Annotated in this window: 8 protein-coding genes; all 8 read right to left on the reverse strand. The window is 71.3% G+C overall.

Translation table 11 applies throughout. From position 1 onward, the window contains the following. Positions 1-599: 599 nt before the first annotated feature. The 8 genes from NQZ70_RS36405 to NQZ70_RS36440 all read right to left on the reverse strand — a co-directional run bounded on the left by NQZ70_RS36405 (position 600) and on the right by NQZ70_RS36440 (position 13,263). Positions 600-1,913 carry a hemolysin family protein gene (locus tag NQZ70_RS36405; protein WP_129578339.1) on the reverse strand — a complete coding sequence of 438 codons (1,314 nt, stop codon included), beginning with the start codon at positions 1,911-1,913 and terminating at the stop codon, positions 600-602. Between the two features lie 63 nt (positions 1,914-1,976). After that, positions 1,977-3,308 (reverse strand): glutamate--cysteine ligase, encoded by a 1,332-nt coding sequence (locus tag NQZ70_RS36410; RefSeq protein ID WP_237244355.1) that lies wholly within the window; start codon positions 3,306-3,308, stop codon positions 1,977-1,979. 72 nt (positions 3,309-3,380) lie between these two features. Next, positions 3,381-4,322, reverse strand: a complete 942-nt coding sequence (locus NQZ70_RS36415; RefSeq protein WP_129578341.1) for a homocysteine S-methyltransferase family protein — start codon at positions 4,320-4,322, stop codon at positions 3,381-3,383. Between the two features lie 225 nt (positions 4,323-4,547). Beyond that, positions 4,548-7,370, reverse strand: coding sequence for a VWA domain-containing protein (locus NQZ70_RS36420; RefSeq protein WP_129578342.1), 2,823 nt, complete (start codon positions 7,368-7,370; stop codon positions 4,548-4,550). Then, entirely contained in the window at positions 7,367-9,274 is a 1,908-nt protein-coding gene (locus NQZ70_RS36425; protein WP_129578343.1) for a VWA domain-containing protein, read from the reverse strand. The genes NQZ70_RS36420 and NQZ70_RS36425 overlap by 4 nt, the downstream gene beginning before the upstream one ends. Positions 9,275-9,276: 2 nt before the next feature. Further along, positions 9,277-10,230, reverse strand: a complete 954-nt coding sequence (locus NQZ70_RS36430) for a DUF58 domain-containing protein (RefSeq protein WP_129578344.1) — start codon at positions 10,228-10,230, stop codon at positions 9,277-9,279. Between the two features lie 18 nt (positions 10,231-10,248). Beyond that, positions 10,249-11,253 carry a MoxR family ATPase gene (locus tag NQZ70_RS36435; RefSeq protein WP_129578345.1) on the reverse strand — a complete coding sequence of 335 codons (1,005 nt, stop codon included), beginning with the start codon at positions 11,251-11,253 and terminating at the stop codon, positions 10,249-10,251. Positions 11,254-11,325: 72 nt separating this feature from the next. Beyond that, positions 11,326-13,263, reverse strand: a complete 1,938-nt coding sequence (locus NQZ70_RS36440) for a hypothetical protein (protein WP_129578346.1) — start codon at positions 13,261-13,263, stop codon at positions 11,326-11,328. Positions 13,264-13,267: the final 4 nt, after the last annotated feature.

The following is a 13,267-nucleotide window of genomic DNA, read 5'->3' on the forward strand; positions in this document are numbered from 1 at the left end:
GTCGAGGACCCGCTGGAGATCGTCGTCGCCGACGTCGAAGACCGCGAGCGGCGCCGGCGAGGAGCTCGCGATCCGCTGCCGCGTCTCGGCGTCGCTCCCGCCGCCGAAGGCGCTCGTCCCGGTCAGCACCTCGTAGAGCGTCGCCGCGATCGCCCACACGTCGTCGCCGGGCGAGAGCGTCCCGCCTGCAACGCGCTCGGGCGACTGGTAGGCGATGCGGCTCGGCGTCTGCCGGAGATCGGCCAGGATGGCCTTCGAGGTGCGGTCGACCGCGGTCGTGAGCACGCACTCGGGCGAGATAGCGCCGTGCGCGACGCCGAGGGCGTGCAGCGCCTCGATCCTCTTCGCGAGACGGATGGCCCAGCCGACGGCATCGAGCTCGTTCAGCGGGCCATCGCGCAAGATCCGAGTTGCAAGCGTTTCCACTTACGGAGCCAGCGTAGTACCGGTCTGCCGAAGTTTGTACCTGGATCCGCGTGCAGCTCGCCCCCGAACCGCCCAGCTCCGGGGTGCGCGCCCGGGCGCGCACCGCCCTCCCGGGCGGCGCCCCCGACGGACGGCGCCGGCGCGCGGATCCGCGGCGCAGGGGGCGGCGATCGTCACGACCGCTCGCCCCCGGCCGCGTCGGTCGGGACGATGCGGACGCGGCGCACCCGCCGGCCGGCGACGTCCATGGCCACGAGCGTGTATCCCTCGCACTCGACGCGCTCGCCGGCCTCCGGCGGGTGCTCGAGCCGGCCGAGCATATACCCGCCGACGGTCTCCACGGTCTTCACCTCGGGGAGCAGCACGATATGGGCGTCGCGCTCCAGGTCCGCGAGCAGCACGCGGCCGTCGACGTCGACGATGCCGCCGCCGCGGCGGTGGATGGGCGGCACCTCCTCGTCGTTCTCGTCGCGGATCTCGCCGACGATCTCCTCGATGAGATCCTCCATCGTGACGAGCCCGATGAACTCGCCCGACGCCGAGGTGATGATCGCCACCGGCACCTGGCGCGCCTGCATCTCGAGGCGGAGGCGCTCGACCGAGGTGTTCTCGCGCGCGAAGATCGGCTTGCGGAGCAGCTCGGCCACGCGCGTCGCGCGGCGGCGGTGGCTCAGGACGTCGAACAGGTCGCGGAGGTGCAGGTAGCCGAGCACGTTCTTGCCCTGCTCGTCGAGCACCGGGTACCGGGAGTACCCGGCGTCCGCCACGGTCCGCACCGCCTCCTCGATCGTCATGTTCGCGCGCAGCGTCGCCGCGTCGGAGCGGAGCGACATCACGTGCCTCGCCGTGCGCCGGCGCAGGTCGAAGATGCGCACGAGCATGCTGCGCAGCGCCGGGTCGAGCCCCGCGGGGCTCTTGGTCAAGAGCAGCCGGAGCTCCTCCGACGTGTGCGCGATCTCCTCCTCGCCCGCCGGCCGGAGCCCGAACAGCCGGACGAACCCGTTCGCCATCGAGTTGAGCGCCCAGATCACCGGCCACATCAGGACGAAGAACCCGTGCAGCGGCCGCGCCGCCCAGAGCGTGACCTTCTCCGTCCGCTGGATCGCGAGCGACTTCGGCGCGAGCTCGCCGATCACGGTGTGGAGCGACGTGATGATGATGAACGAGATGCCCACGGCGATGGCGTGCGCGCCGACGCCCGACCACGCGTCGAGCGGCGCGAGCAGCGGCTCGATGAGGTGGGCGATGGCCGGCTCGCCGATCCAGCCGAGCCCGAGGGACGCGAGCGTGATGCCCAGCTGGTTGGCCGAGAGGTACGCGTCGAGCCGCTGCGACATCTGGAGCGCGAGCTGGGCCCGCGCGTCCCCCTCGCGCACGAGCTGCTCCAGCCGCGTCGGTCGCATCTTGACGATGGCGAACTCGGAGGCGACGAAGAACGCGTTGAGGAGCACGAGGAGCGCGGTGCCCAGGAGATAGACGAACGTCATGCCGGCCTTCGTCCTCCCCCGGGTGCGCCTGCCACGCCTCGCCTCCTCGGCGACGAGCCGCGCTCAGATCCTCGCACGATGGAGGATCTTGCTGCGCAGGTCCGGGTCGTCGTTGCTGAGTCCATCGACGAGAGCATCCGCTGGGGACTGCCCCTTGGCGATGAGCGCGCTGAGCCGGTCGAGGTGGACGCGCTCGTCCTTGCCGTTCTTGTTCAGGCGCGCGCGCCGCTCGAGGCCGCCCGCCGCGATCGACAGGAGCCGCTCGGCCATCGACGCGAGCGGCTTGCCGCGGAATGTAGCGCGGAGCGCGCGCTCGGCGATCATCGGGCGCGCGGCCTCGAGCTCGTCGAACCTGAAGCTCTCCGAGAGGGCGTCGGCCTCGTCGAGCGCGCGCGCGTCGTACAGGATCCCGGTCCACAGCGCCGGGAGCGCGCAGACCAGGTTGGCCGGCTGCGAGTCGGCGCCGCGGACCTCGAGCGTCCGCTTGAGCCGGACCTCCGGGAACAGGGTGTTGAGGTGCATCTCCCAGTCGGCGCGGGTGGCCCGGTGCCCCTGGAAGCCGTGCTCCAGGAACTCGCGGAACGTCTGCCCCGTGTTCTCGATCACCTCGCCGTCGCGCTTGATGAGGAACATCGGCGCGTCCACCGCCCACGCGACATAGTCCGAGAAGCGGCGGCCGCGCTCGAGCACGTTGCGGAGCAGCCCTTGCCGCGCGGGGTCGACGTCGAGCCAGACCTTGGCGCGGTAGCTCCGCCCGCCGAACAGCGCGCCCTCGTAGAACGGGGAGTTCGCGAAGATCGCCGTCACCAGCGGGGAGAGCCGGAGCGACACGCGGAGCGCGCGCATCGCCGCCTCCTCGCTGGCGTAGTCGAAGTTCGCCTGCACCGTGGCGGTGCGGCGCATCATGTCGAGGCCGTACGCGCCGCGCGTCGGCAGGTAGCGCCGCATGATCGCGTAGCGCGCCTTGGGCACCCAGGAGAGCTCCGCCTGCGACGCGAACGGGTGGAACCCGATGCCGAGCCAGGCGAAGTTGAGCTCGGCGGAGATGTCGCGCAGCTCCGCGAGGTGCCCGCTCATCTCCAGACAGATCTGGTGGATGCTCTCGAGGGGCGCCCCGGACAGCTCGAGCTGCCCGCCCGGCTCGAGGGTCACCGAGGCGCCGGCCCGGGCGAGCGCGATCAGCGGACCGCCGGGGGTCTCGTGCTCGGGCGTCCAGCCGTGCCGCTCGACGAGCGCCTGGAGCACGGACAGGACGCTCCGCGCGCCCTCGTACGGAATGGCGGCGCCCGTCCTGGCGTCGACCCCGAACTTCTCCGCCTCGGCGCCGATCCGGTGGAGCGCCTCGGGCTTCACGGCCTCGTGGAAGGGAAACAGCAGGTCGTCGAACGTCTTCAACGGTTGAGACTTCGACTCACTCGCGTGGCTTGCGTCGGCCATCATCACGTTTCCGGTTGGTTTCGTTCTCGCCTAGAGCGCGCGCCTGAGCAGGGGCGCGCGTTGCGTCGTACGGAGCATCTTCGCGAGCGCGCCGAGATGCGCCAGCGTCGTCCCCGTCCCTCCCCCAAGCATTCGGGCGCCCGCCTCGATGAGGCGCACCGCGGACGCGGCCCAGGCGTCGCACGCCTCGGCGGGCGCCGGGCGTTCGGCCGCGTCGGCCTGCGCGGGCTCGACGCCGAGCAGCACGCCGACCTGGACCTCGTGGGCGACGCCCTCGAGGCGCCGGAGGATGCTCAGCCCGAGGTCGATCGACGCGACCTCGAAGAGCAGCGCGTCCGCGCCGCTGTCGAGCGCCCCCCGGGCGACCTCCTCGAACCCTTCGCCGTCGGCGGTGCGCCCGGCCCCGTCGAGCTCCACGAGCGCCCACGTCGCCAGCTGCGTCGTGCTGGCGCTCACCACGGCCGCGCGGCGCGCGAGCCGCGCGACCGCGGGGGAGACGCACGCCGCCTGCGCGGGATCGAAGCCGCACGCGACGAGGATCTCGCAGCCGGCGGCCGCCAGCCTGGCCGCATGGACCGCGTAATCCTCCGCAATCCGATCGGCCATGGGCGCGGCGGCAGTGTGGCCCAGGATACCGGCCACCGCCACGCGACGCGCGGCCGCGCCCGCCGCCTCCGTGGCGAGCTCGACCGCGGTCCCGGTGAGCGCGGCGGCGCGGAACGCCATGCCGATGGGCGCCAGGGCGCGCGTCGTCGTCGCGGACGTGAGGGCCCGGACCACGTCGATCCCCAGCGCGATCTCCTGCTCGTGCAGCTCCGCGATCGTCCGAGGCGACTCGCGGAGCAGCCGGCCGAGGGCGGTGTTGGACGAGACCGAGGCCCCACGGCCGCGGAGCGAGGCGAGCGGATCTCCGCTGATGATGAGCGGACGACCTACCGGAGGCCGAGAGGTGGAGGCCTCGAGCGCGTTCACGTCCTTCGCTGCTTTCCAGGGCTCCTCTACCACCGGTCTATAAGGGGAAACTAGCCCAAGACAGCCCCTCCGCGTCGCGAAATGGTGCGGACCAGCGGTCTGGGGCACAGCGATTCATGCAGCGGAGTCGGGGACAACCTGACGCTCGCTCGCCGGCGCTTGGCGCGACACCTGGGCGGAACGCAGGATCAGCGCTCATGCAGGGCTCGGCCTTGCCGCGGGTCGTCATACCGCGGGGAGGCTCCGGCCTCCTACCCCGCGCCCGCGGCGCGCGACGAACTTCCGGTCGAAGAGCCGCACCCGCCGGACGAACAGGTCGAGCAGGAAGACGACCATCGCGGCGTAGATGAACCGTTGCCAGAGCTCCTCGTGGAAGGTCACCTTCTCCCCGGCCGGGTCGAAGATGGCCGCCACGCCGCTCGGATCGACCGCGCCGCCGGTCGACGTCGCGGCCTTCTCGAGGGTCGCGAGCTCGGGCTCGAAGCTCGCGTACTCGCGAGGGTACGGGTTCGAGACGTGGCCGTAGCTGACGGCGACGGGCCGGAGCGAGCCGTCCTCGGCCTCGCGCAGGTGCTCCGCCCGCAGCAGGAAGGAGCCGTACCGATCCAGCGCGAGCGCCGTCTCGTACCGGCCCGGCGCGGTCTGACGCATGTCGACCACCCGCGTCGCCCCGCCCGGCTCGGGCCCGATGATGCTGAGGCGCGAGGTCAGGTTGTTCTCGAACCGGTCGTCCGCCCCGAACGCGTCCACGGACGCGCGCAGCTCTCCGTCCACGATCTCGGCCTTCATGTCGAGCTCGCGCCGGTGCTTCTGGCGCATGTGCTCGTGGATGAGCTGCCCCCAGAACTTCTCGAAGCCCGGCCACCGGAGCCACTCCACGGCCCAGCGCGCCTTGACGTCGCTCGTCCAGGCCAGCGTCCACCCGAGGCCGACCCGCCAGCGCGCCAGGATCGGCTCCTCGGCGTCGCTCGTGAGCAGCTCCTGGGCGGGCGGCGGCTTCAGCTTGGTCGAGACGTAGCCGTGCAGGTTCGGCGCGGTGCGGACGTCGATGCCGCGGAGGAACGCCGCGTCGCCGACCTGCGTGACCGGGAACCACTCCTCGACGGCGGCGGCGCGCGCCACCATCTCGGTCTCCTTGGTGAAGATCCGCGGCAGGTTGTTCGGGTCCGGGACCGCGTGGAAGCGCCCGCCGCCCACGTCGGCGATCATCTTGAGCAGCTGCTCGTCGAGATCGTTCCCCAGCCCCACCGTGGTCACGGTGATCGACTCGGCGATCATCGCGGACACGAGGTCCCGGATGCCGCCCGTGGACGCCTTACCGTCGGTGAGGAGGATGACGTGCTTCTTGCGCGCCTGCGTCACGGTCATGTCCTGATAGGCGGCGTCGAGCGCGGTGAAGATCTCGGTCCCGCCGCCCGGCTGGATGCGCGCGATCTCGCCGGCGATGCGCGAGCGGTTGCGCGCGGGCTGCATCTTCACGTACCGGGTCGGCGCCGAGTCGAACGCGATGACCTCGATCAGGTCGTCCGACGACAGGACCCCCGCGGTCGCCTTCGCCGCGGCCTTGGCCATCTCGAGCGGGAGCCCGGTCATCGACCCCGATCGATCCATGACGAGCGCCATCGCGACGCTCGGCATGTCCTTCTTCCGCTCGTTGTCCATCCGCACCGGCAGGATCCGCTCGATGGTGGTGCGGTACCAGCCGCCGAGGCCGTAGCCCGACTCGCCGCCGGCGAAGAGGAACCCCCCGCCGAGATCGCGCACGTAGCTCTCGATGATCTCCTGCCCCTGCAGGCTGAGCGCTTCCTTCGGGGTGTCGGACACGATCAGGAAGTCGTAGCGCTCCATCTCCTTGAGGGAGCCGGGGAAGCCGGCCGGCGGCCTGACGTCGACGTCGAGCTGCTGCGCGGTCAGCGCGCTCGAGAGCGGGCCGGCGTGCTGCGGCGTCCCCTCGATGTAGAGCACCGACGGGCGCCCGGGCACGTCGATGGTGGTCGCGTACCGGTTGTTCTCCTTGAACTTGTCGTCCGCGATCTGATCGAGCTCGAGCGCGTAGGTCACCTGCCCCGCGATGCGCACGACGCTCCTGAACACGACGTCGTTCGGCCCCGCCTTGAGCTCGAGATCCCGGATGCCCTCGAGGCCGTTCAGCGCCTCCCCCTGGAACAGCCGCGCGCGGGCCTTGGTGGCGCGGCTCGCGTAGATGTCGGCGTGGATCTCGAACGTCTCGCCGACCTTGACCCGGTCCGGCATCCTGAGCTCGCGCACCGCGACCTCGGGCGGCGCGGGTCGCCGGTACGGGATGGAGAACAGCCGCACCCCGAAGTCGCGCGCCCGGTTGGCCTCGGCGAGGATGTCGCCGTCGGTCTGGACGCCGTCCGACATCAGCACGGCGCGCTTCAGGTAGCCGGGCGGGTACAGCCCGTAGGCGAGCTGGAGCGCGGCCTGGAGGTTCGAGCCCGCGCCGAGGTCGCCGCGCTGCCCCTTCTCGTCGAGGTGGCGGCCGATGGCCGGCGCGCGCCGCTCCGCGTCGCCGCCGGCCGCCTCGCCGGCGGCGCGCTCGACGAGCCGCGGCCGCCGCGCGAAGGTGATCACCTTGATGACGCCGTCCTCCGGCTTCTCGGCGAACGCCTTGTCGAGCGCCGCGCGCGCGTCGTCGATCGACTCGTCGGTGACGGACTCCGAGACGTCGATGAGGTAGATGGTGGCGACCTTCTCCGTGGTCGCGGTCCTCGCGAGCCGCGACAGCCCGAGCGCGATCAGCGCGACGAAGGCGATCCGCAGCAGCACCGAGAGCACGCGCTGCGGGAGGGGGAGGTCGGCGAGCGAGCCCGCGAGGACGCCGACGAACCAGGGCGCGAGCAGGAGCGCGCCGAGCATCTTCGGGTTGAGGAGCTCGTACTTCACCCCCTCGCGCACCCACGTGAGCGTCGGATCCGGATGCAGCAGGACGTACTTCCGGTACGCCCAGAACAGGATCCCACCGAGGGCGGCGCAGGTGATGGCCCACGCGACGACGCGGAACTTGCGGCCAGTGAACGCGCTCACACCGTCACCCTCCTGTGGTACGTGAACCACTCGATCGCGGTCACGAGGAGCACCGCCGCGAGCAGGTAGACCCAGAGCTCGCGGCGAACGCCGATCTTGAACTCGCCCACGGCGCCCGCGCCGCGCCCGTCGACCTTGAGCTCGGCGGCGGGGGCGATCGCGCTCTCCTCGGGCGCGGACAGGTTCGCGGCGAACATGCTCACCTCCTCCGCGCCGGGGGCGCCGACGCGCAGCGTGTAGAAGCCGGCGTGCTGTCCGAGGAACACGGCGCGCCCGTCCTGGATCGGGACCGCCCGCTTCGTCCCGTCGGGCAGCTCCAGGCTGGCCGACTCCGCGGACGAGGACGCCGGGATGTGCCAGACGGCGCCCGTGCGGAACGAGGAGATGTAGCTCGTGTCCTCCTCGACGAAGTTGTTGATCGCGTTGAGCAGGAAGAGCGGCCAGGCGATGCGGAGGGGGAAATCGCTCTCGCGGACGTCGAAGCCGAGCGCGACGAATTTCACGCCGCCGCGCCGCCCCTCGATGAGCAGCGGGCCCCTGTGGCTCCGGCCGACGACCCTGTCCTCCTTGTTGCCCTTGAGCACGTGGGCGCGCGCGATGTTCACGTCGCTGAGCGCCGTGTAGCGCAGGAGCGGGTGCTTCGCGTCGAGCTCGTCGAAGCCCAGGCCGTAGTTCGGATCGTCGTCGAGGACCTCCTTGCCCACCTCGAACGGGAGGTTGGTCCCGGTCGGGTTCAGGTAGAGCAGGCTCCCGCTGCCGGGCGCGACGCTCGGCGCCACGCCGTCGAAGATGGTCACGTCGAACGAGGACGCCGCCGGGTAGCGCTGCGGCTCGACGAACGTCACGTCGAGGTACTCGTCGAGGAGCAGCGCCGCCTCGAGGAACATGTTCCCCGCGGAGACGACCTGGATGCGCGCGCGGCGCCGCTCGGGGAGCAGCGCGTAGGCGCGGTTGTCCGCCGGGAGATCATCCGAGCCGCCGTCGGCCAGCGCGAGCTTCGCCTCGAGCGTCTTCGACGCGCCGGAGAGGTTCGGGTAGAAGCGGGGCAGCTTCTCCTTGGGCTGGAGCCGGAGGCGCGTCAGGTCCGTGAGCTGGCCGTCGCCGAGCAGCGACAGCTCGAGGTCGAGCGGCTCGTCGCTCGTGTTCGTGACCTCGAGCATCACCTCGTAGCGGCTCTTGTCGAGCGGGTAGCGCCGCACCGAGAACTCGGTGATGGCGGCGTTCCGCGCCCCCTTGCCGATGGGCAGGAACGAGAGCTTGACGTCGCCGAGGCGCACCGGCCCGCCGGCGTCGGCCAGCTCGCCCAGCGCGCCGTCGCTCACGACGATGACCTCCGGCGACGGGAGCCCGCTCAGGGTGTCGCCGGCGAAGCGGAGCGCGCGCGCGAAGTCGGCCGTGGCGTCGGTCGGCCTCACCGCCGCGAGGGCGGCCTCGAGGTCGGAGATCTCGCCGGTGAGCGTGGACAGCGGCGTGACGGCCGCGTCCATCTGGGCCAGCAGCATGCGGTCGCTGCCGGACAGGCCGCGGACCATCTTCCTGACCTCTTCCTTCGCGAGCTCGAGGCGCGACGGCGCGACGTCGACGGCCTGCATGCTCGCGCTCGCGTCGATGAGGACGACGATGTTGCGCCCCTCGACGAGGTTCGCCTGCGGGCGGGGATCCCCGAGCGCGAGCAGGAGCAGCGCGAGGAGCGCGAGCTGCAAGAGGAGCGAGAGCAGCCGCTTCAGCTGCGAGAACAGGCTCGTCGCCTCCTTGTCGCGGAGGACGCGCTCCCAGATCTTCGAGAAGGGGACCGCGACGGGCCGCCGGCGCAGCTTGAGGATGTAGAAGACGACGACCACCGCCCCGGCGAGGGCGCCTATCTGGAGCAGGGTCGCGAGCGGGACGCCGGTGAAGTGCAGCATCGCTACCGGAGGAAGCCGCCTCTGCGGAACACGCGCAGGATCAGCTCGTCGAAGGGGACGGACACGTCGGCGCGGAAGTAGCTCACCTGCCGCGACGTGCAGAAGCGGCGGATCTCGTCGAGGTACTGCTCGTACGCCTCGGCGTAGCGGTCGAGCACCTTCGCGGTCACCGTGACCTCGCGCTCGTCGCCGGTCTCGCAGTCGTAGACGCGCACGTCGCCGCGCAGCGCCGGCCGGGCCTCGCTCGGGTCGACGATGTGGAGCACGAACGGCTCGAACCGGTTGTACCGGAGCACGTTGATGCCGCGCTCGAAGCCGACCGGATCGTAGAGATCGCTGAGGATCACGGCGAGCCCGCGCCGCTTGTGCTGCGCCACGAACGTCTTCATCGCCTCGCCGAGGTCGGTCGCGCCGTCCGCGCGCGCCTGCCCGAGGAAGCGGAAGATCCTGAAGATCCGCGCCTTTCCGCGGGTCGACTGCATGCGCCCGCTGATCTCGTCGGTCGCGGTGACGATCGCGATCCGATCGAGGTTGGCGAGCCCGACGTACGCGAGCGCGGCGCAGAGGCGCTTCGCGTGCCTGAGCTTCGCGCCGTCGCCGAACGCCATCGACGCCGAGGTGTCGAGGATGAAGTAGATCGAGAGGTCTTCCTCCTCCTCGTAGAGCCGGATGAGGAGCCGGTCGAAGCGCTGGTACGCGGCCCAGTCGAGGTACCGGAAGTCGTCGCCCGGGGCGTAGTCGCGGTGATCGGCGAACTCGACGCCGGAGCCGGTCTTCTTGGTCCGCCGCTCCGCGCGCATCGCGCCCGAGAAGACGCGGCGGCTCACCATCGCGAGGTAGTCGAGCTTGCGCTGGAACTCGTCGTCGAAGAGCTCCTCGTCGGAGGCGCCGGCGGAGACCGCGGAGAGCCGCCGCAGCGGCGCGGCGGCCCGCTTGAACGCGTCGAAGAGCCCCATGCTACCTTCGGCGGCGCCTCACTTGCTCTCCGGCAAGCGCTTCAGGATGGCCTGCAGCACCTCGTCGGTCTTCACGCCCTCGGCCTCCCCCTCGAAGTTGAGGAGCACGCGGTGCCGCAGCGCGGGCAGCGCGCACGCGCGCACGTCGTCGACCGACGCCGCGAACCGCCCCTCGAACAGCGCCCTGATCTTCGCGGCGAGCAGGAGCGCCTGCGCCCCTCGCGGCGACGCGCCGAACTTCACGAACCGCTTCACCTCGTCGAGGCTGTCGCCCTCGGTGGGGTGGGTCGCCTGGAGGAGCCGCACCGCGTAGTCCTGCACGTGCTTGGCCACGGGCACCTCGCGGACGAGCCGCTGCATGGCGATGATCCGCTCCTTGTTGAGGACGGGCCGCGCCGCCAGCGCGTCGGTCCCGGTGGTCCGCTCCAGGATCGCGTTCAGCTCGTCGCGGCTCGGGAACGGCACGTGCAGCTTGAAGAAGAACCGATCGAGCTGCGCCTCGGGCAGCGGGTACGTCCCCTCGCTCTCGAGGGGGTTCTGCGTCGCCAGGACGAAGAACGGCTCCTCCAGCGTGTAGCTCTGCCGCGAGACCGTGACCCGGTGCTCCTGCATGGCCTCGAGGAGCGCGCTCTGCGTCTTCGGCGTCGCCCGGTTGATCTCGTCGGCGAGGATGATGTTCGCGAAGATCGGCCCCTTGCGGAACGAGAACGACCGCTGCCCGCCCGCGCTCTCGTCGATGACCGTGGTGCCGATGATGTCGGCGGGCATCATGTCGGGCGTGAACTGGATGCGCGAGAACTGGAGGTCGAGCGCCTCGGCCATGGTGCGGACGAGCATCGTCTTGCCGAGCCCCGGCACGCCCTCGAGCAGCGCGTGCGAGCCCGCGAGCATGCACGTGAGCACGCCGTCGACCACGTCGCGGTTGCCGACGATGACCTTCCCCACCTCCTCGCGCAGCTCTCCGACGCTCGCGCGGAACTCGTCCACCTCGGCCCGCGCTGCTTCCTTCGTCTTCTCGGCCATAGCTTCCTGCTTCGCGCCCGCTGCCGCGGAGCGCCTGTAGAGGCGCGGTCACGATCGAGCCGACGGCTCGACTCACTCGCGCGGCCTGATGAGCTGGAAATACCGGTTCACGTAGAACCGGTATCCATCAGGGATCTGATCCTTGTTGATCTGCTGCTCTGCGACCGTGTGGTAGTCGGTGAAGACCTTCTTGTAGCCGGTCCCCTTGAAGCCCCGCTCGGCGGCGCTGAGGATCACCTCGCTGTTCGAGGGCCCCTGCTGGGTGTCGAGCCCCTGCGCCTGGACGTCCTGGGTCCCCAGCTTCGGGTCCGTGCGCTTTCCCGCGATCTCGCCGCCGCGGCCGGAGCCGGCGCCGTCGCCTCCGGGCTGGTTGCCGCCGCCCTGGTTGCCCTGGCCGCTCCCCTGCCCCTCTTGCCCCTGACCTTGCCCGCCGGGCATCAGGATCTTCTTCCCACCGGGCCCGATCACCAGCTCCTGACCCTGGCCTTGCCCGCCCTTGCCCTGGCCGCCCTGGCCCTGCTGGCCCTCCTGCCCTTCCTGCTCTCCGTCGCCCTGGCCCTGCTGGCCCTGGCCCTGCTGCTGCTCGCCGCTGCCCTGGTTGCCGCGCGCGCGCTTGCCGAAGCGGAGCATCCTCGCCATCCGCTGCTTGCCCCCCTGCCCTTGCTGGCGCACGAGCTCCCGGAGCTCCTCGAGCCGCTGCCGCAGCTCTTCCTTCTCCTGCTCGGACATCTCCTCCTGCTGCATCCGGTTGATGTCCTCGGCGGCCTGCTCGAGATCGTCCGCTGACATCCCGAGATCGCGCATCAGATCCTCGGCGGCCTTGGCGAGCTCCCGGTCGAGCCGGTCGAGCTGGCGCCCGGTCCGCTCCTTCTGCTCGGCGTCGCGGTCGAGCCGCTCCAGCTCGCGCTCCTTCTTCTTGAGGAGCCGCTCCTCTTCGGACTTCTGCCGCTCGTTCGCGGAGGCCTTCTGCTTCTGCTTGAGCAGCTGCTCGCGCACCTCGGCCCGCTTCTCGTTGATGGCGGCGAGGGCCTCCTTGCGGCGCGAGGCCGCGTCGGCGAGCGCCTTGCGCAGCCGCTCGATCTCGGCCTTGTCGAGCTTCTGCTTCTTGTCGCGGAGCTTCTCGGCGAGCTGCTTCAGCTCCTTCTTCGCCTGCTCGAGGTCCTTCTTCTCGAGGGACTCCCCCACGCCCTTCGCCAGGTCGCTCCGCTTGAGGTCGAGCCCGGTCTCCTTCAGCGCCTCTTCGAGCGCCTTCAGGTCGGCCTCGGCGCCCTTGAGGAGCTCGCGCTCGAGCGCCTCCATGCGGCGGAACGCCTCGGTCCGGTCGAGGCGCTTGTTGGCGATGTCCTCGATGAGCTGGTTGAACCGCTCGACCGCGGACTTCATCTCCGGGCTCTGATCCTGCCGGTCGAGCGCCTTGGCCGCGTCCTTGAAGAGCTCGATGTCGTCGGGCGACATCGTGAGCGCGTCGATCGTCTGCGCGACGGGCGCCTGCTTCCGCGGGGTGCGCACCTCGAGCAGCGCCACCGCGAGCACGCCGAGGCCCACCGCGGCCGAGGCCCAGAGCTCGCGCGGGAGCGCGAGCGGCGCGGCGCCGGCGGGGCGCAGCTCGTTTGCGTGCTCGCAGGCGTCGTCGATCGCCGCCTCCATCAGGGCGGTCCGCTGCGCCGCGGGCAGCGCGTCGAAGGCGAGGGCGTTCGTCAACCGGTCGTGGAGGCCGTGGTGCCGGTCGAGGGCGATCGTACCGGCGCGGGGGGGCAGGCGGCGCAGCATCGCCAGCGCGACGGTGGCCAGCACGAGCAGCCCCGCGCCGAGCAGGATCTGCCTGGCGCGCGGCTCGCTCAGGTGCGCCGGGAGCGCCTTGTGGACGGCGAGCGTTCCGGCCGCGATCGCGAGCGCGAGGGTCAGCGCGGTCGGCAGCGCGCGCAGCGCGCGCGCGACCCGGAGCCGCAGCTCGACCGCGAACGCGGCGCTACGGATACGGTCCAGATGCTTCGTGCGAGAGTCGCTCACGGTG

The organism is Sorangium sp. So ce836 (assembly GCF_028553905.1).
GTDB classification, from domain to species: domain Bacteria; phylum Myxococcota_A; class Polyangia; order Polyangiales; family Polyangiaceae; genus Sorangium; species Sorangium cellulosum_D.

Bases quoted from the DNA above. Each gene is read 5' to 3' on its own strand.
- NQZ70_RS36405 (WP_129578339.1), bottom strand. From the start codon at position 1,913: ATGACGTTCGTCTATCTCCTGGGCACCGCGCTCCTCGTGCTCCTCAAC.
- NQZ70_RS36425 (WP_129578343.1), bottom strand. From the start codon at position 9,274: ATGCTGCACTTCACCGGCGTCCCGCTCGCGACCCTGCTCCAGATAGGC.
- NQZ70_RS36430 (WP_129578344.1), bottom strand. From the start codon at position 10,230: ATGGGGCTCTTCGACGCGTTCAAGCGGGCCGCCGCGCCGCTGCGGCGG.
- NQZ70_RS36435 (WP_129578345.1), bottom strand. From the start codon at position 11,253: ATGGCCGAGAAGACGAAGGAAGCAGCGCGGGCCGAGGTGGACGAGTTC.